The sequence below is a fragment of the Pseudomonadota bacterium genome, from assembly GCA_022361155.1.
In the GTDB taxonomy this organism is placed as follows: Bacteria; Myxococcota_A; Polyangia; order Polyangiales; family JAKSBK01; genus JAKSBK01.
Map to the genome: position 1 here is coordinate 1 of JAKSBK010000608.1, position 17,342 is coordinate 17,342.

At 65.8% G+C, this 17,342-nt stretch carries 13 protein-coding genes and 1 tRNA gene; 10 read left to right on the forward strand and 4 right to left on the reverse strand.

Annotated features, from left to right (window positions below; all coding sequences use genetic code 11):
- The first annotated feature begins 139 nt into the window (after window positions 1-139).
- The 6 genes from MJD61_23060 to phoU all read left to right on the forward strand — a co-directional run bounded on the left by MJD61_23060 (window position 140) and on the right by phoU (window position 6,721).
- Window positions 140-1,885 (forward strand): ATP-binding protein, encoded by a 1,746-nt coding sequence (locus tag MJD61_23060; GenBank protein ID MCG8558142.1) that lies wholly within the window; start codon window positions 140-142, stop codon window positions 1,883-1,885.
- Between the two features lie 197 nt (window positions 1,886-2,082).
- Window positions 2,083-3,150 carry a PstS family phosphate ABC transporter substrate-binding protein gene (locus MJD61_23065; GenBank protein ID MCG8558143.1) on the forward strand — a complete coding sequence of 356 codons (1,068 nt, stop codon included), beginning with the start codon at window positions 2,083-2,085 and terminating at the stop codon, window positions 3,148-3,150.
- A gap of 292 nt (window positions 3,151-3,442) precedes the next feature.
- Window positions 3,443-4,309: a phosphate ABC transporter permease subunit PstC gene (gene pstC / locus MJD61_23070; GenBank protein MCG8558144.1), complete on the forward strand. Its 867-nt coding sequence runs from the start codon at window positions 3,443-3,445 to the stop codon at window positions 4,307-4,309.
- Entirely contained in the window at window positions 4,296-5,147 is an 852-nt protein-coding gene (pstA, locus tag MJD61_23075; protein ID MCG8558145.1) for a phosphate ABC transporter permease PstA, read from the forward strand. The genes pstC and pstA overlap by 14 nt, the downstream gene beginning before the upstream one ends.
- 22 nt (window positions 5,148-5,169) lie before the next feature.
- Window positions 5,170-5,991, forward strand: coding sequence for a phosphate ABC transporter ATP-binding protein PstB (gene pstB, locus MJD61_23080; protein ID MCG8558146.1), 822 nt, complete (start codon window positions 5,170-5,172; stop codon window positions 5,989-5,991).
- Window positions 5,992-6,028: 37 nt separating this feature from the next.
- Window positions 6,029-6,721 carry a phosphate signaling complex protein PhoU gene (phoU, locus tag MJD61_23085; protein ID MCG8558147.1) on the forward strand — a complete coding sequence of 231 codons (693 nt, stop codon included), beginning with the start codon at window positions 6,029-6,031 and terminating at the stop codon, window positions 6,719-6,721.
- Window positions 6,722-6,842: 121 nt separating this feature from the next.
- Here phoU and prmC read toward each other — a convergent pair whose 3' ends face one another.
- From prmC to MJD61_23105, 4 genes are all read right to left on the reverse strand, one after another.
- Window positions 6,843-7,721 (reverse strand): peptide chain release factor N(5)-glutamine methyltransferase, encoded by an 879-nt coding sequence (gene prmC, locus MJD61_23090; protein MCG8558148.1) that lies wholly within the window; start codon window positions 7,719-7,721, stop codon window positions 6,843-6,845.
- A 74-nt stretch (window positions 7,722-7,795) separates the two neighbouring features.
- Window positions 7,796-8,977, reverse strand: a complete 1,182-nt coding sequence (locus MJD61_23095) for a thiolase family protein (GenBank protein MCG8558149.1) — start codon at window positions 8,975-8,977, stop codon at window positions 7,796-7,798.
- 119 nt (window positions 8,978-9,096) lie between these two features.
- Window positions 9,097-9,168, reverse strand: a tRNA-Val gene (locus MJD61_23100).
- Window positions 9,169-9,321: 153 nt separating this feature from the next.
- Window positions 9,322-11,748 (reverse strand): S1 RNA-binding domain-containing protein, encoded by a 2,427-nt coding sequence (locus MJD61_23105; GenBank protein ID MCG8558150.1) that lies wholly within the window; start codon window positions 11,746-11,748, stop codon window positions 9,322-9,324.
- A gap of 231 nt (window positions 11,749-11,979) precedes the next feature.
- Here MJD61_23105 and MJD61_23110 point away from each other — a divergent pair, with 231 nt between their 5' ends.
- The 4 genes from MJD61_23110 to MJD61_23125 form a co-directional block, all read left to right on the forward strand.
- On the forward strand, window positions 11,980-12,399 hold the full coding sequence (locus tag MJD61_23110) for a TIGR02266 family protein (GenBank protein ID MCG8558151.1): 420 nt from the start codon (window positions 11,980-11,982) through the stop codon (window positions 12,397-12,399).
- An 8-nt stretch (window positions 12,400-12,407) separates the two neighbouring features.
- Window positions 12,408-13,563, forward strand: a protein-coding gene (gene prfB, locus MJD61_23115; protein ID MCG8558152.1) for a peptide chain release factor 2 whose coding sequence is annotated in 2 segments (ribosomal slippage) — window positions 12,408-12,473 and window positions 12,475-13,563 — 1,155 coding nt in all. Because the reading frame shifts where the segments join, the coding sequence is not laid out codon by codon here.
- A gap of 4 nt (window positions 13,564-13,567) precedes the next feature.
- On the forward strand, window positions 13,568-15,169 hold the full coding sequence (gene lysS, locus MJD61_23120; GenBank protein ID MCG8558153.1) for a lysine--tRNA ligase: 1,602 nt from the start codon (window positions 13,568-13,570) through the stop codon (window positions 15,167-15,169).
- Window positions 15,166-17,342: FtsX-like permease family protein (locus MJD61_23125; GenBank protein ID MCG8558154.1), on the forward strand; the 2,177-nt coding region annotated here is incomplete at its 3' end. The genes lysS and MJD61_23125, both read left to right, overlap by 4 nt.

Below are 17,342 nucleotides of genomic sequence, written 5' to 3' on the forward strand. Positions count from 1 at the left end.
GGGCGCCGCTGGCGAGGCGCGACGACGAGGAGTATTGGGGATGCTTCGAGGAGGAGCAACATAGCCAGCGGTGGTCAGAACCGGCGAAATGGATGAGTTGTTCTTCCGCGGGCCCTAAGGGCCCGACAGGCGGACGCATATGCGCGGCAAGCTCTTCTGGGTCTCGTTGTTGCTGTTTGTGATAGCTGGCGCTGCCAGCGGCAGCTACCTAGAGGGTGCGCTGCGGCGTTGGCTGATCGGTCGCGTCCACAACGAGCTTGTACGCCACGCGAGCGCAGCGCGCGTCGCCGTCGAGCTGACGCCCGAAGGCCCACCCCCTGCAAGCCTCGATCCGGTGGCCGATCGGCTAGGCGAGGCAACGTCGACCCATATTTGCATCATCTCCGAGGACGGACGGATACTCGGTGATTCCGAACGTCAAGAGCACTCCCAGGCCGATCTCGAAGACCAGCATCACCATCCGGAAGTACGCGCCGCCCTTGCCGGCGGCGTCGGCACTTCGCAGCGGCTGGGAGCGACCACGGACAGCGAGATGCTGTACGTCGCGCTCGGCTACCGGCGGCCCACCGGAGCCGGGGTGGTACGCTCATCGATGTCGCTCGGCGAGGTCGACGAGGTCGTCAACGGACTGCGACTCGTGCTTGTCGCCGCGGGAATCCTGGGGCTGATCATCGCGGTCTTCGGCAGCGGTCTGGCTTCTCATCTGATGTCGAGGGCGCTGGTGGAGCTTGTAGAACGTGCCCGCCGCCTGGCGCTGGGCAGGCAACGTAGGATCGAGGTGTCGTCCAAGGACGAGATCGGCAGGCTCGCGGGCAGCTTCAACCGACTCGCACGTGAGCTCGACTCGGCTGTGTCCAGTCTGGCCGAGGAACGCATACGCCTGCAGGCTGTGCTGGAAGGAATGAGCGAAGCCGTGGTGGCGTTGGACTCCAACCTGCGTATCACGCTCATGAACCCGGCAGCCCTGGGCCTGTTGCAGGTAACCGAGGATGCGGTGGGGCGGATGCTTGTCGAGGCCGTGCGTTCCCCGCGGCTGCACGAGCTGGCCAGTGCGGGACGGGTGCAGGCGACCGCCGACGAATTCCCCTTCCCGGTGCACGACGGCCGGCAGCTGCAGGCCCGCGCCACCCCGCTAAGCGGCGACGCCGGCGTTGCGATCGTCTTGCACGACGTGACGGAACTGCGACGCCTCGAGACGGTAAGGAGCGATTTCGTGGCGAATGTGTCACACGAGCTTCGCACGCCCGTGAGCGTCATCCGAGCCAATGCGGAGACGCTGCTGGACGGTGCCCTCGAGCAGCCAAGTGTGGCCCGTACCTTCTTGCAGGCCACGGTGCGCAACAGCGACCGGCTCTCGCAGCTCATCGCGGATCTGCTGGACCTGGCGTCCATAGAAGCGGGTAGCTACCGTCTGGAACTTGAGTCGACCGCCCCGGCCGCCGTGGCCCTGCGGGTAGCGGAAAGCCTCAAGCGCGCCTCGAGCGAAAAAAACTCGTGCATCAGCATCAGCATCGACGCCGAGCTGCGCGTCCGCGGCGACGAGAAGGCGCTCGAGCAGGTGCTGACGAATTTGATCGACAACGCGCTCAAGTACAGCCAAAACGGTGCGCACGTCGATGTCCGCGCGCAGGACCAAACCGATGATCAATCCGTGCGAATCGAGGTAATCGATGACGGCCCAGGCATCGCTCCGCAACACCGTGAGCGCATCTTCGAGCGCTTCTATCGGGTCGACGCTGGCCGCTCGCGCGAGCTGGGCGGGACGGGCCTAGGCCTGTCTATCGTGCGCCACCTGGTGGACACCATGGGAGGCAGCGTGGGCGTGGAACCGGCAAGGCCGCGCGGGGCTCGCTTCTGGTTCACGTTACCGCGCGCGACGGCGTGATGCGCTCCAAGCCTCGCAGCGAACCTGCCCCGAACGGGCCGACCGACCGATACCAGCGACGCGCGGCCCTCGCCGAGTCAGAAAGAGCGGTTTTGAGCCGGGTGCAACCCGCATCAATGCGCGCCAAAAAGGCTGCTGTCACCGGGCTGTCACACTGGCCCCCCAAATTGGCCCAGGCAGTGTCAAGGAGAGTGACCATGAGCGTCGCACCGTTCCGTTGCGACAACGTGCAAGGGCGCGCCGTACAGGCGCTCGTGCTCTGTTGCGTGCTTGCGCCGGGGTGCTCCAAACACCGAGCGGGCGAGCCAAGCTCCGGCGCGACGGCGTCGACCGCCGATGTCGCGGCCACCATCGCTATCGATGGTTCCAGCACGGTCTTTCCCATCAACGAGGCGGTCGCCGAGGAGTTCCAGAAAAAGCACGAGAGCCGCGTTACGATCGGTGTCTCGGGCACGGGCGGAGGCTTCAAGAAGTTCTGCAACAAGGAAACCGCCATTACCGGCGCGTCACGACCCATCAAGCCCAGCGAGGTGCAGTTGTGCAAGGGCAACGCGGTCGAGTACATCGAGCTGCCGGTTGCCTACGATGGCATCGCGGTTGTGGTGCACCCCGACGCGAGCTGGATCGACGCGATCAAGGTCGAGGAACTGCAACGCCTGTGGCGACCCGAAGCTCAAAAAACGCTGACACGCTGGAATCAACTGCGCCCGCAATGGCCGGACGAGGAGATCCGGCTATTCGGACCCGGCGTAGACTCCGGCACGTACGACTACTTCACCAAGGCCATCGTCGGCAAGGAGCACTCCAGTCGCGGCGATTTCACCTCGAGCGAGGACGACAACGTGCTCGTGCAGGGGATCGCTACCGACGTGCAGGCGCTCGGCTACTTCGGGTACGCGTACTATGCCGAGAACAAGAATCGGCTCAAGGTCGTGCCCGTCGACGACGGCAAGGACGACAACGGCAAGGGGCCGATCGCGCCATCCGCTACCACCGTGGCCGATGGCACCTACCAGCCGCTGTCGCGGCCGATCTTCATCTACGTCAGCAAACAGGCGGCCGATCGGCCCGGTGTGCAGCGCTTCATCGGTTTCTACTTGGCCAATGCCCCCGAGTTGGTCGAAGAGGTCGGCTATATTCCCCTTCCCGGCAGAGCCTACCGCCTGGTAGCTACCCGCTTCGAAAAGCGGGTGACCGGCTCCCTGTTTGCCGGGCACGGCTCCCGCGTGGGTGTGACCGTGGAAGAGCTCCTCGCCGGCAACTGAGGGGTCGACGCGTATGAGCTTCGACCCGCGCACGAGCAAGGCGCCCGGCCGCCTGGTGGACCCCGGTAGCCCGGTGGATGCAGCCGGTCGCCTGATCGATGCACACCAGCAGCTCAGACAGGGAGCAGGGCGCAGGCAGTACATCGCCAGCTCTCTTGCCCGAGCCGTATTGACCGGGGCGACATCGATCCGACACGCTCGGACTGCTGGGATACGCCTAGTGGAACCAAGCGAGATCGCTGTCCGCACGCGCAGCATCATCGGTCGTGCCACGCCGACGTCGGAGAGGCTCATCGAGGCCGGCCTCTTGGCCTGCGGGGTGCTGTCCATAGCAACGACGCTTGGCATCCTGTCGGTCCTCGTTTTCGAGACGCTGGCGTTCTTCCGGGAAGTGTCGCTGGCCGACTACTTCCTGGACCTCGAGTGGACCCCACTTTTTGCGGAGAAGCACTTCGGGATCTGGCCTCTGCTCTCCGGAACCGCACTCACCAGCGCCATCGCCGTGTCCGTGGCACTACCGTTCGGCCTCTTGGCGGCGGTGTACCTCAGCGAGTTCGCCCGGCCGTCGGTCAGGAGTGCGCTCAAGCCTGCGCTTGAGGTCCTCGCAGGCGTGCCCACTATCGTGTACGGCTATTTCGCCCTGGTCCTGGTAAGCCCGTTGCTTCAGAAGGTCGTGCCCGGGCTGGCCGGGTTCAGCGCCTTGAGCGCCGGCGTGGTCATGGGCATCATGATCATCCCGCTGATTTCGTCGCTATGCGAGGACGCCATGTTCGCCGTACCCAACGGCCTGCGTGAGGGAGCGTACGCGCTGGGTGCCGACAAGCTGGCTACCATCGTGCGCGTGATCTTGCCGAGCGCGTCGTCGGGCATCACGGCCTCGGTCATCCTGGCGGTGTCTCGGGCGATCGGCGAGACCATGATCGTCACGATCGCAGCCGGGCAGCAACCCAGGCTGACCGCGGACCCTCGGGTGCCGATCGAGACCATGACGGCCTACATCGTCCAGGTGAGCATGGGCGACACTCCGACCGGCACGATCGAATACCGGACCATCTTCGTGGTGGGCGCCACGCTGTTCTGCATGACTCTCGTCATGAACGTGCTCAGCCACCTCCTCGCCAGTCGCATTCGCTCCCGGGCACGTCATGAAACCGCATAGGCGACGACTCACTGAACGGCTTTTCGAGGCGCTTTGCCTGAGCGCGGTGGTGCTCCCGCTATGCGTGCTGTTGCTGCTGGTGGGCGACGCTGTCGTCGATGGGCTCGGCAGGATCGACATGGGATTCGTGACCGGGCTCCCGTCTCGCAAACCGGAGCTGGCAGGGATATTGCCCGCTTTCGTCGGAAGCCTGTACCTGATCTTGCTCACCGCAGCGATAGCGCTGCCTCTGGGCGTGGGCGCAGCGATCTACCTCGAGGAGTACGCGCGTCCGGGAGATCGCTTCGCCTCGCTGCTCGAGGTGACCATAGCCAATCTGGCCGGCGTTCCGTCGGTGATCTATGGACTGCTGGGGCTTGGTGTGTTCGTGCGCACGCTCGGTCTCGGGCGCAGTCTGATCGCGGGCGCCTGCACGATGGCGCTGCTCGTACTGCCGATCGTGATCATGGCCTCGCGGGAAGCGCTGCGGACGGTGCCCGGTTCACTGCGCGAAGCGGGCCTCGGCATGGGTGCAACACGCTGGCAGACCGTGCGTCAGGTCGTGCTGCCGATGGCGTTGCCCGGGATCCTGACGGGCGCCATCCTCGCCGTATCGCGAGCGATCGGCGAGACCGCGCCGCTGATCGTTGTCGGCGCGCTCACCTACGTCACCTTCCTGCCCGATGGCTTGGATGCGCCCTTTACGGCTCTTCCGATCCAGATCTTCAACTGGGTATCCCGCCCCCAGAAGGCCTTCCTGGTCAACGCCGCCGCCGGAATCGTCGTGCTGCTGGGGGCGATGCTCGTGCTCAACGCGCTCGCCGTGTACTTGCGCCACCGCCATCAGCTCAGGAAGTAGCCACAGGGGAGCAGGACCAGCCATGGACCAGCCAGCGCAATCCGAACCACGGGCACGCGCGAACCGGGCGAGCGACCAGCCGATCACCGGCGTGAAAATCGGTTCCGAGGCCCTATCGGCCTGGTTTGGCGACAAGCAGGTCCTAAGGTCCGTGAGCTTGGAGATCCGCGAACACCAGGTCACCGCGATCATCGGGCCTTCAGGCTGCGGGAAATCGACCTTCATCCGCTGCCTCAACCGCCTGCACGAACTGGTGCCGCTCGCCCGGCTGGAAGGGCGAGTCACGCTGGACGGGTCGGACATCTACGCCAAGGAGGTGGACCCCACCTTCCTCCGACGTCGCGTCGGCATGGTGTTCCAGAAGCCGAACCCGTTTCCGAGCATGACGATCCGCGACAACGTTTTGGCCGGGCTAAAGCTCACCGGGAAGCTGCCACGCGCGCACGCGAGCGAGATCGTCGAGCGCTCGTTGCGGCAGGCAGCCCTGTGGGAGGAGGTGAAGGACCGGCTGGATGAGCCCGGTGCTGCGCTGTCCGGTGGCCAGCAGCAACGCCTGTGCATCGCCCGTTCGCTGGCAGTGCAGCCGGACGTTATCCTCATGGACGAACCCTGTTCGGCGCTGGACCCGATCGCCACAGCCCGCATCGAAGATCTGATACAAACGTTCCGCCAGCACTACACAGTGGTCATCGTTACGCATAATATGCAGCAGGCTGCGCGCGTGTCCGACTCCACCGCGTTCCTTCTCCTGGGAGAGTTGGTCGAGTTCAGCCGAACGGATCGGATGTTCACCATGCCAACCGATCCTCGCACAGAGGACTACATCACGGGCAAATTCGGCTAGATTGGACCTTCAGGCCCACCAAACACGGGACGGCCAAGTGCCGAGACCCAAGCTGCACACAGATCGCGAGTACGAGCAGCAGCTACGCGAGCTCAAAGAAAACGTGTTGCTCATGGCCGGGCGAGTCGAAGAGATGATCGACAGCTCGGTGCGCGCGCTGGTGCAGGGCGACAGCGAGCTTGCGCGTCGGACCATCAGGAGTGATCGCAAGGTCAACCGCGCCGAGCTGGACATCGACGAGCTATGCATGCTGCTGCTGGCGAAACGCCAGCCCGTGGCTTCGGACCTGCGTCGTATCACCTTCACGCTGAAGATGGTCACGGATCTGGAGCGCATCGGCGATCTCGGCGTCAATATCGCGGAACGTGCACTGGACCTCGAGCGTCTGCCCCGCTGGCCGCTGTACGAGGGCATCGTTGACATGGCAGCGATCACCCGCTCCATGGTGAAGGACGCCATCGACGCATTCGTCCAGGGAAACGTGGATCAGGCCGCGGCGGTCATCGAGCGGGACGACAAAGTAGACGAGCTGTACACGCACGTGTTTCACGAAGCCCTGGAGCTGATGCGCAAGGAGCCCGCCACGATCCAGCGCGGCATTCACGTGCAGTCCGTGGCCAAATGGCTCGAGCGCGTCGCCGATCACAGCACCAATTTGGCCGAGCAGGTCATCTTCATGGTCAAGGGCAAGGATGTGCGCCATCCGTCCCTGCGCCGCGAGACTCGCTAGCTACCTTGCTGGTGCAAGAGTAGGGGAGGTCTTTCAATGATTTCGGGGGCCGGATGGAACTTCAGCCTAGCCTCGGCTCAGCACCTTTGGGTGCCGCCAAAGCCCGGCGAAAACCAGCGGCTCAAGGCGCGGCGGCGGCAGCACGGGCCGCCACAACCCGCTCCCGTCCTCCTACGTCGCGTGCTACGGCAGGCTCGTCGTAGGCGCCATGCCGCCGCAGCATGGCAACCACGCGCGACGCCTGCTCGGCGCCCACTTCCAGCAACAGCCGCCCCCCGGGCTCGAGCCATCGAGCGGCCGCGGGAACGATGCGCTCGTAGAAGCTCAGGCCTCCGCTGGCTGCAAGCAGTGCCTCGCGGGGTTCGTACAACCGAATCTCGGGCTGCAGTGCGGACCATTGCTCGGAGCTGACGTACGGTGGATTGCAGACGATCATGGCGTAGGCTCGATCGGGCGGCAGCGGCGCGAACAGATCTCCCGCAAAGAAGCTCATGCGCTGCGAGACGCCGTGCCGCCCGGCATTGACCCGCGCGACGCGCAGTGCGGCCTCGCTCGAGTCGGAGGCATCCACTTGAAGGTGGGGGCGCTCCGCGGCGAGCGTGACAGCCAGCGCACCGCTTCCGGTCGCGATGTCAAGCACGCGGGCCGCACTGTCCCGTTTCAGGGTCGCGAGCGCGCACTCCACCACGCTCTCGGTCTCCGGCCTGGGAATGAGCACCGAGCGATCCACGGCGAAGCAGCGGCCGTAGAACTCGCGGCGGCCCAGAATGTAGGCGATCGGTTCGCGCGCTCTACGGCGCTTCACTAGAGCGCGCACCGCAGCAAGCTCTCCCGGCTCCATCGGCTGCTGCAGATCCATGTAGAGCCGAATCCGATCACACCTCAGGGCTTCGGCCACGAGCAACTCGGCGTCCAGCCGGGGGGATCCGACGCCTCGCCCGGCCAGGTCTTGCGTTATCCACGACAGGACGTGCTGGATGGTCCAACTATCCGCTTGCATTCTTTGGGCCGCTCTTCGCACGGGCCCCCACGGCGCAGGGAAGGAACACGCCCGAAAGCGCTGGATCGCAGCTGTCAGACGGCCTCGACGACGATCGCAAGCGCCTCGCCGCCACCGATGCACAGCGTCGCGAGCCCGCGCTTGGCAGCCCTCTCGTGCAGGGCATGAAGCAGCGTCGTCAGGATGCGCGTGCCCGACGCCCCGATGGGATGGCCGAGCGCGACGGCACCACCGCGCACGTTGATTCTTTGCGGGTCCAGTTCAGCAAGCTTCGTGCAAGCGAGACAGACCACGGCGAACGCCTCGTTGATCTCGAACAGATCGATCTGGTCCGCCCGCAAGCCGGTGCGCTTGAGCGTGGTTGCGATCGCTCCGGCCGGCGCCGTTGTGAACCACTCGGGGGCTTGTGCGTGACCGCCGTAGCCGACGATGCGGGCGAGCGGCTTCAAATCCAGCTCGCGCACGGCCGCCTCGCCTGCCAGCAGCACCGCGGCTGCACCGTCGTTGATCTTCGACGCGTTCGCGGCGGTGACCGATCCGCCCTTGTCGAACGCCGGTCGCAGCTGGGTGATCTTGTCGAATCTGACCCGGCCTGGCTCTTCGTCTTGGTCCACAACGCGCTCGCCCTTGCGAGTCGCTATGGTCACCGGCACGATCTCCTCGGCGAAACGCCCCTCCTTCTGAGCCGCGATGGCCCGCCGGTAGGATTCCGCCGCAAACTCATCCTGCTCTTCTCGATGGATCCCGTGCTCTCGGGCACATAGCTCAGCAGCCTTGCCCATGTGGAAATCGTTATAAGGATCCCACAGCCCGTCGTGCACCATCGAATCGATCAGCTCGCCGTTGCCCATCCGGTAGCCCGCCCGCGCCTTGAGCAGCAGGTAGGGCGCTCTGGTCATCGACTCCATGCCACCCGCCACCACGACGTCGGCATCTCCCAGCCGGATCGCCTTCGCCCCCAGGATCACCGATTGCAGACCCGACCCACACACCTTGCTGACGGTGGTCGCAGGCACGTCGTGGGCAAGTCCCGCACCGATGGCCGCCTGCCGCGCCGGGGCTTGGCCAACGCCCGCGGACAGCACGTTTCCCATGTAGGTTTCGTCGACCTGCTTGGGATCGATCTCGGCCCGCGCCAGTGCACCTTGAATTGCAGCGACCCCCAGCTGCTGAACGGGGACGTCGCTCAAGGCTCCTTGAAAGGCGCCAATCGCAGTGCGCGCCGCAGCCACGATGTAGATATCAGATTGGGCCATGTTGCCTCATCCTCCCGTGTGCGGCGCGGACTGTCTGCACCGTACTCCCCGGATCCCTTCGGGAGCGCTCGTCCAAGCCACCCCAATAGACCGCGTTGCTGGGGCCTGAACGTTCGCGGTGGGCGATGCTGGACTTGAACCAGCGACTTCCTCCGTGTGAAGAAGGCACTCTACCTCTGAGTTAATCGCCCTAGCCGGCTTGTGCCGACCTTCGTCGGTCATCCGCTTGGAGGCACTTCCAGGGGCCTACAACGCTGCCGGCGGCTCGTGACCGGGACAGGCTAGCAACCGAGCCGGCGCCAGGCAAACCACGTGCGCCAAACGGCGCTGGGACGCCAAGACCCCTAACGCCCTCCGAGCTTGGCACGCAACAAGTCGCCAAAGGTGCCCAGACCCTGTTTGGAGACCTCTCGCCGATACTCCTTGACGGCGCGGCGCTCCTCGTCGGCAAGCTGAGCCTTGCGCGAAAGCCGCAGCCCACGGTCACGATCGGAGCCCACGATCTTGACCTCGAGTTCCGTGCCCGGAGGTGAGGTCTTCTTCAAGTCACCGGCGTCCGGCCCCAACTCCTTGTGGGGGATCAGTGCGCGAGCTCGCTTGCCAATCATCCCCAGCACACGAACATGCAGGCCTCGCGAATCGACTCGCTCGACCTTGACACCCACGCTTGTACCAGGCCTGAGACTGGGCGGCCGGCTCTCGCCAGCAATCGCCCCACCCCGATAGTCCTTGAGCTCACCCGGGGTCGGCTTCGAGAGCGATATCCTGTGGGACTGACGGTCCACCCTCTCGATGATCACGTCGAGTTTCTGCGCTAGCTCGAGCGACTGGCTGGCATGCTTCAAGTCACGGCCCAGCTCGCTGAGGTGCAGCAGCCCTTCCACGCTGGGAGCCAGCTCCACGAATGCGCCAAAGTCGGTCAGGCGTTTCACGGTGCCCTCGGCCAAGGAGCCCTCTACCAGCAGCTGCGGATGTTCGTCCCACGGATGCGGCAGCGTGGCCTTGATGGACAGGCTGACTCGGTTGCGATCCCTCTTGTTCGGCGCGTCGCTTCCGACCTTGAGCACCTCCACGTCCACCTCGTCACCCACCTGAGCGGCATCGGCAGGTCGCACGCTGCGGTCGAAGCTCAGCTCGCTCTGGTGGACGAGACCCTCGACGCCCCCGACGTCCACGAATAGACCGAAATCTCGGACCTGAGTCACCCGGCCTTTCAGGCGCTGCCCTGACCGAAGGGATCGCAGCAGCTGCTTGGCCCGCTTGCGCTGCTCGCGCTCCAGGATGGAACGCCGGCTTACGACGATGTCATCCGAAGCCCCTTTGGCCACCGGCAACACGAAGTCGAGCCTGCGACCCAGGAACTCGTTAGGATCGCCGACGTGCTCCAGCGACATTCCGCTCGCGGGACAAAACGCGCGCACGCCCAGCACCAGCACGTCGTAGCCGCCTCGATTGAAACCAAAAACGACGCCGTCTACTCGCCGTCGTTGATCGCGCAGCAGCTCGAAAGCCGCCTTGACGTGGGCGGGGTCGACGACTCGATTGACGATGGCGATGTGGCCGTTCTCGGCGACCGCACCTACACGACCACGCACGATGTCCCCAGGTTCGAGCGGCGGCCCCTGCTCGCCAACCAGCATGAGGTCTGCGAGGATCTGTTCCGCATCGATTGCCGGAGGATCCGCTGCCGGCCCCGCCGCTGGAGCCGCGTCGGCTGCAGCCCCCTCGGATGTCGCGCCGGTCTCGGACGTCGCGCCGATCTCGGCCGGCGCACCGATCTCGGCCGTCAGTGCCTCTGGTGTCGGGCCAGCCTCAGCCGGTAGCATGCCTGCAGCAGGCTTGCCGGGGGCGTCGCCGCTAGCGGACGCCGCACCCTCGTGCTCGACCGACCCCGGTTCAGGTGGCGCGCCAATGCCCTGATCCGGCTGAGCCGCCGGAACCTGGCCGGCTTGCGCGATCGCAGCCTCATCAGCCCGCGTGGCCGAAGACTCCTCGGCGGAAGCCTCGGTGTCGAGCGCCGGACTTTGCTCGGCCTGCGCTCGGGACGGGTGCTCGGACTCCGACGCAGCCTGTTGAGCGGGTGACGACGCGACGTCGCTGCCGGCGGGCGGCTCGCTGCCGCCAGTGCCAACCCCCCCAGCGCTGGCGGCGGGCGCGCTCGACTGAAGCTGCGGATCGGGAGGCTCGCGCGGCTCTCGCTCGTCCATGATCGCGGTGGCCTTGCCGAAGAGGTCAACGACGACCGTGCCTGCCTGGGTGGTGACGACCCGGCCCGCGATGATTTCCCCTACGGCGAACGCGTGCCTGCGGCCGGTCGGCCCGAGAAAACGGGCGAGCGGCGCAGCAGCGGGCGCCGCCTTGCTCGCCTGCTTGGTCCCGGTCTCGGGCGGCCGGCTAACGGAGCCCTTGAGCGGCCCGGTCTCGGACGGCTGGCTAACGGTACCCTTTTTACGACGCCGGCGCCGCTTTCTCTTCTTCCCCTTGTTTTCGTCCTCTTCCCCGTCGGCCCCAGCCGCCCCGCGGAAGCCGCTCTCGCCACCCCCCCCCTGCACCGACGTCGCCTCGCCTGCGTCCGGGGAGACCGACCCTGGCGCCGCAGCTCCGCCCTCTTCGGGGTCGGGAACGCTGCCGTTGCCCGCCGAAGCCGACTCGGACGCGGCCTCTCTTACCGATACGTCCCCGGTGCCGGCGCAGGGAGGCTCACCGTGCCCAGCGGACGTGTCCGCCGCCCCATCCGAAACCGGCGCTGCGATTGGCGCATCTTCTTTCATGCCGGCTCGCTCCGTCTCCCGTCTGCCCCCGGCCCCGGCCCGCGCTCCACGCCAGCGGGCTCGGAAAACCGCGGACCCTGGCGTGACTCAGCCATGCATCGCACAGCCAACCGAGGCTTTAGTACTAGGTCGCCCTGCGCCGGTGAGTCAAGCCGCGGCCATGGCTCGGACGTCCCCTTTTGACCTCGACCGGCTCCCCGCACTATCGTCGGCTATCTTGGAGCGAGCGACTTGAGCGCAGGACCCGACGAGGACGATGCACGAGAAAGGCGCGGCCAACCACGTGCGCCCATCGAGCTTCAGGTGGAGTACAAGCGCCTCAACTCCTTCTTCGCCGACTACACCAGGAACATCAGCCGAGGCGGGACCTTCATCCAGACCGATAAACCGCTGGAGGTCGGCACCGAGTTCGTGTTCCGGCTGGTTGTCCCGCGCTTGCCCGAGCCGCTCGTGCTCCGGGGCAAGGTCCAGTGGGCAGTGCTGGCCGCAGACGCCCACGCCGAGTCCAGGCCTGGCATGGGCATCGGCTTCATCTACAAGTCGGAGTCCGAGCGCGAAAGGATCCAAGGGGTGGTGGAGAAACTGATGATCGAGAGCCTGGGCCGGACCCTATTTGACCGACTCGTGAATCAGCATCACCGTACTCGTTGAGCCACGTCATGCCCATGCAGCCTGCAGAGATCGGCGAGGCCCTCTCGGGAATCGTCCAGCGTTTCGAGACGCTGGGGAGGTGTCTTTGACGTCGGTGGACTGCGGCGGCAGCTCGACAACCTCAATCACCGCGTGCAACAGCCGGAATTCTGGGCCGATGCGGAGCGCGCCCAGCGGACGTTGAGCGAGCGCTCCGACCTCGAGCGGACCCTGCAGCAGCTGGAGCGCCTTGAGCGGGAAGTCAGCGAGATGCAGCAGCTTCTTGAGCTCGCAACCGCGGAACGGGACGAGAGCGTGCTCGCGGAGCTGAGCGAGCAGCTCCCGGAGCTGGAGCGCGGCCTTCGAGAGCTTGAGCTCCGAAGGATGCTCTCAGGGCCCGAAGATACTGCCGACGCCATCGTGAGCATCAGCCCGGGCGCGGGTGGAATCGACGCGCAGGACTGGGCCGAGATGTTGACTCGGATGTACCTGCGCTGGTGCGAGCGGCGCGGGTTCGCCACCGAGATCGTGGATCGCCAGCCCGCCGATGACGCAGGTATCAAGGACACTTCGTTTCTTGTACGCGGGAGGTATGCGTACGGGTTCTTGCGGGCAGAAAACGGAGTGCATAGATTGATACGTATCAGCCCGTTTGACTCCAACGCACGCAGGCACACGAGCTTTGCAGCAGTGCAGGTAGTGCCGGATCTGGAAGAGGACGTTGGCGACATCGAAATCCGCAGCGAGGATCTGCGTGTCGACACCTACCGGGCCAGCGGCAAGGGCGGCCAGCATGTCAACCGCACCGAGTCCGCGGTGCGGCTGACTCATCTGCCAACGGGCATGGTCGCGGCCTGCCAGGCTGAACGCTCACAGCACAAGAACAAGGCCACCGCCATGAAGATGCTGCGGGGGCGCCTGTACGAGAAGGCGAGGCAGGAGCGCGAGGCGCAGTTCGCGCAGACCTACACCGCCGGCAAGCTAGCGATCGGCTTTGGCTCTCAGGTGCGGACCTACACGCTGGCCCCATACACGCTGGTCAAGGACGAGCGCACCGAGTACAAGGTCGGCGACGCCGGGCGGGTCCTGGACGGCGACCTGGATGGGTTTATCGAGGCCTACCTGCTCAAGGCGGCCGATGGCGCGCAATCGGTGAGCTCGATCGACAGCGAGAGCACGCACTGAAGCGATGGCAACCGAGGACGACCTGATAGCGGCCCGCCTGGCGCACGCGGCCAAGCTCCAGACTACGGGCAGCGTGGCGTACCCATCGGGCTTCCGCGCGAACGAGCAGGATCGACGCCACGTGGTCGAGCTCGCCAACGCCAGCGCCAACCAGCGCCAAGAGCTGCCCGGCGAGACGGAGCTCAGGGCCGCGGCCAAGCATTACGATCTCTACGGCCGAGTGATGGCCAAGCGCGGGCCGTTCCTCGTGGTGCAGACCCCCTACGGCAGTGCCCAGGCGCTGGTGCGGGCCCACGATCTGCCAGAGAACGAGGCTGCGCAATACGCAACCGTCGATCTTGCCGACCACGTGAGTATCAAGGGTCCGCTAGTGCGAACGCGCACAGGCGCGCTCGCCGTCAAGGCGTATCGCTACCAACACCTGGCCAAGGCGCTGCTGCCTCCCCCAGCCAAGTGGCATGGGCTCAAGGACGTGGAGAAGCGTTATCGTGAACGATATGTAGACTTGTTCGCCAATCCTGAGGTGGCCAAGGTTTTTCGGGCTCGGACCCTCATCGTGCGCGAGCTACGCAGGTTCTTGGACCAGCATGACTTTATCGAAGTTGAGACACCTATACTGCAGAGCATCCGGGGTGGAGCCACCGCCCGACCCTTTCGCACGCACCACAATGCGCTCGACATTCCTCAGTTCCTCAGGGTGGCTCCCGAGCTGTTCCTGAAGCGGCTCGTCGTAGGTGGCCTGGACCGCGTGTACGAGCTAGGTCGCTGCTTCCGCAACGAGGGCGTGAGCACCCGCCACAACCCCGAGTTCACCATGCTCGAGTTCTACATGGCCTACGCCTCGTACGAGGACCTCATGGGGCTCACCGAACAGCTCGTGCGTGCCGTGGACGCGCAACTGCTGGCCGCGATGCCCGAGTTCGGACTGCAGCGCGCCTATGACCTTGCTCAGACCTGGCGGCGCGTCACGATGGTCCAGGCGCTCAAGGACACCATCGCCGCCTGGCAAGACGGGAGACTGGCCCCGAGTCCCTGGTCGAGCGAGCTCGACGCCGGAGCGCTCGAAGACCCGAAGCGCCTGGCCACCATCACCACGAACCTGCTTCCACGCCTCGAGCCCCAAGCGGCCGAGCACCTTCGAAGATGCGCCAGCCATGGCGAGCGGGTGTTCGCCCTATTCGAGCAGCTTGCCGAGGGCAAGCTGGCTCAGCTCTATCGCACGCCGTCGGGCGCGCGCTCGTTGCCCGTGTTCGTCACCGGCTACCCGGTCGAGGTATCCCCGCTGGCCCGCAGGTCCGATTCGGATGACCGTTTCACCGATCGCTTCGAGCTCTACGTCGACGGCAACGAAATCGCCAACGCCTTCAGCGAGCTGAACGACCCCGAGGAGCAAGCCGATCGCTTCCTGGCCCAGGTCGAAAACCGAAAACGCGGCGACGAGGAGGCCATGGACTTCGATGCCGATTACATCCGCGCCCTGCGCCACGGCATGCCCCCGACCGCCGGCTGGGGCATGGGTGTCGACCGGTTCGTGATGACGCTGTGCGGCCAGCCTTCCATCCGCGACGTGCTGCTCTTTCCGCTTCTCAAACCGGAGCCCAGGTGAAGCCGCGCGACCGACCCAGCGGGCGCAGCGTCTCGCTGGGTGTACTGCTCGCGCTACCCCTGCTGGCCGAGCTCGCGCTTGCCCTCACGCCCGAGCGAGCCTGGGCATGGGCTTCGGGCAGCCAGGGCTCGCTATGGACGCTGCGGGTGGCGGCCGTGCTCTGGCCGGTCGCGCTGTCAGCCCTGGCAGCTTGGGCGCTCAAGCAGGCACGGGAGCTGAAACGAGGAGCGCCAGGGAGGGCCCGCCTGCTGCTTGGATCCGTCGCGTACCTGACCCACGCAGCGAGTTTGGCTGCCGCGGCAATCCTGATCGCAGCGAGCGACCCGGATCGGCTCCCCGAAATCGGACCGCTGGCATGGTCATCACCGGAGCGCTGGTGGGTTTGGGGGGCGGCAACGTTGGCGGCGGTCAGTGGGAGCGCCGCGTTGGGCAGCTCCCTCGCCTGCTGGTTTCTGATCCGGCGGGCGGCGAGGCGCCGGATCTGGCTGGTGCTCGACCTGGCGCTCCTGGGCGCGACCGTGCTGGCGCTGCTGAGCCTGCCTTCCAAGGTGCCCCCGAACGAGCCCGAAGCCCTGGCCCTTGCCCTGGTGCGACACCTCGTGACGACCCTTGCCGTGGTTCGGCTCGCCCTGCGGGCCGTGCCCTTCTGCCTCGATTTGGTAGAACGGATCAGCTTCCAATCCCTGGTCGCTGCCAGACACCTGCGCGCCAAGAAAAGCGGCTTCCTCGCGGCTATCAGCCTGCTATCCGTGCTCGCCGTCAGCGTCTCGTCATGCGCCCTGACAACCACGCTTTCCGTAATGGGCGGTTTTCGGAACGACCTGAAGCGAAAGATCCTCGGTCATCATGCCCACGTCGTCGTGGACGTCGAGCACGGGACATTCGAAGGCTGGCAGCCTCTGCTGCAGCGGATGCGTACGTTGCCGGACGTGGCCGGCGCGTCGCCCTACGTCAGCGGCGAGGTGATGCTGTCGAGCGCCTCGAATCTGGCGACTGCTGTCCTGAGGGGAATCGACCCGGCTCGCATCGGGGAGGTTAGCGACCTGACGGATGATCTCACAGCCGGCAAGCTTTCGTACCTGACCAACCCCGAACGCCTGCTCGATCTGCCTCCCGACGAGTACCGCGGCGGCAGCCTGGCGTTGCGTCTGCGCGAGCTCAGGCGCCAAGGCAGGCGCAGCCAAGGCGAGCCCGATGCAGCGCCCGAGTCGGCGACCCAACCGCCAAGCGAGCCTGGATCCGCAGCGTCCGAAAGCCAGGACGGCCGGAATAGCCCGCAGCCCGTCGCGATGGCAGCGCCCGAGCGGCCGCAAGAGTCCCCTGCGTCCGAGGCTCGCAACGGACCGGCCGAAAACGAAAAGGGCACGAAGGCAGGCTCGGCTTTGGAGCGCGCCACCGCAAACGCTTCGCCGGGTATTCTGGTGGGCCAGGAGCTCGCCCGCAGCCTGCGGCTGTACGTGGGTGACGAGGTCAACGTGGTGGCCCCCCTGGGTAGCCTGGGCCCGTCTGGACCGATGCCGAAGTCACGCCCGTTTCGCGTCGCCGCGATCTTCTATACGGGCATGTACGAGTATGACATGAAGTACACGTACGTCATGCTGCCCGTCGCCCAGCGGTTCCTGGCTACGGGCGGCGCCATCAGCGGCGTAGAGGTGAAGGCCCGGAACGTGGATCGAGCACCCGAGACGGCCGAGCGCATTCGGCGCGCCATCGCGCGACCGAGTCTTCGCGTGCGCGACTGGCAGGAGCTGAACAAGCGCCTGTTTGGAGCGCTGGCCCTCGAGAAGCTGGCGATGTTTGTGGCGCTCGGCATCGCCATCTTGGTTGCGAGCTTCTGCATCGCGGGGACCCTCACGCTGATGGTACAAGAGAAAGGACGCGAGGTCGCGATCCTCAAGGCGCTTGGAACCAGTCGCCGCAGCACGCTGGGGGTGTTCTTGATCGAGGGAGCGCTGATTGGGCTCTTCGGTGCCGCGATCGGCATGTTCCTCGGCTACATGGTCTGCTTCGGCGCAGAGAATCTGGGGATCCGCATGAACCCCGAAGTCTACTACATCGACCGCCTGCCCATTCACACGGACGCCATGGAGTTTGCCGCCGTGGGCGTGGCATCGGTTGCGGTCTGCTTGCTGGTTACGATCTACCCTGCCTTGCTGGCCAGCAGGTTGCGACC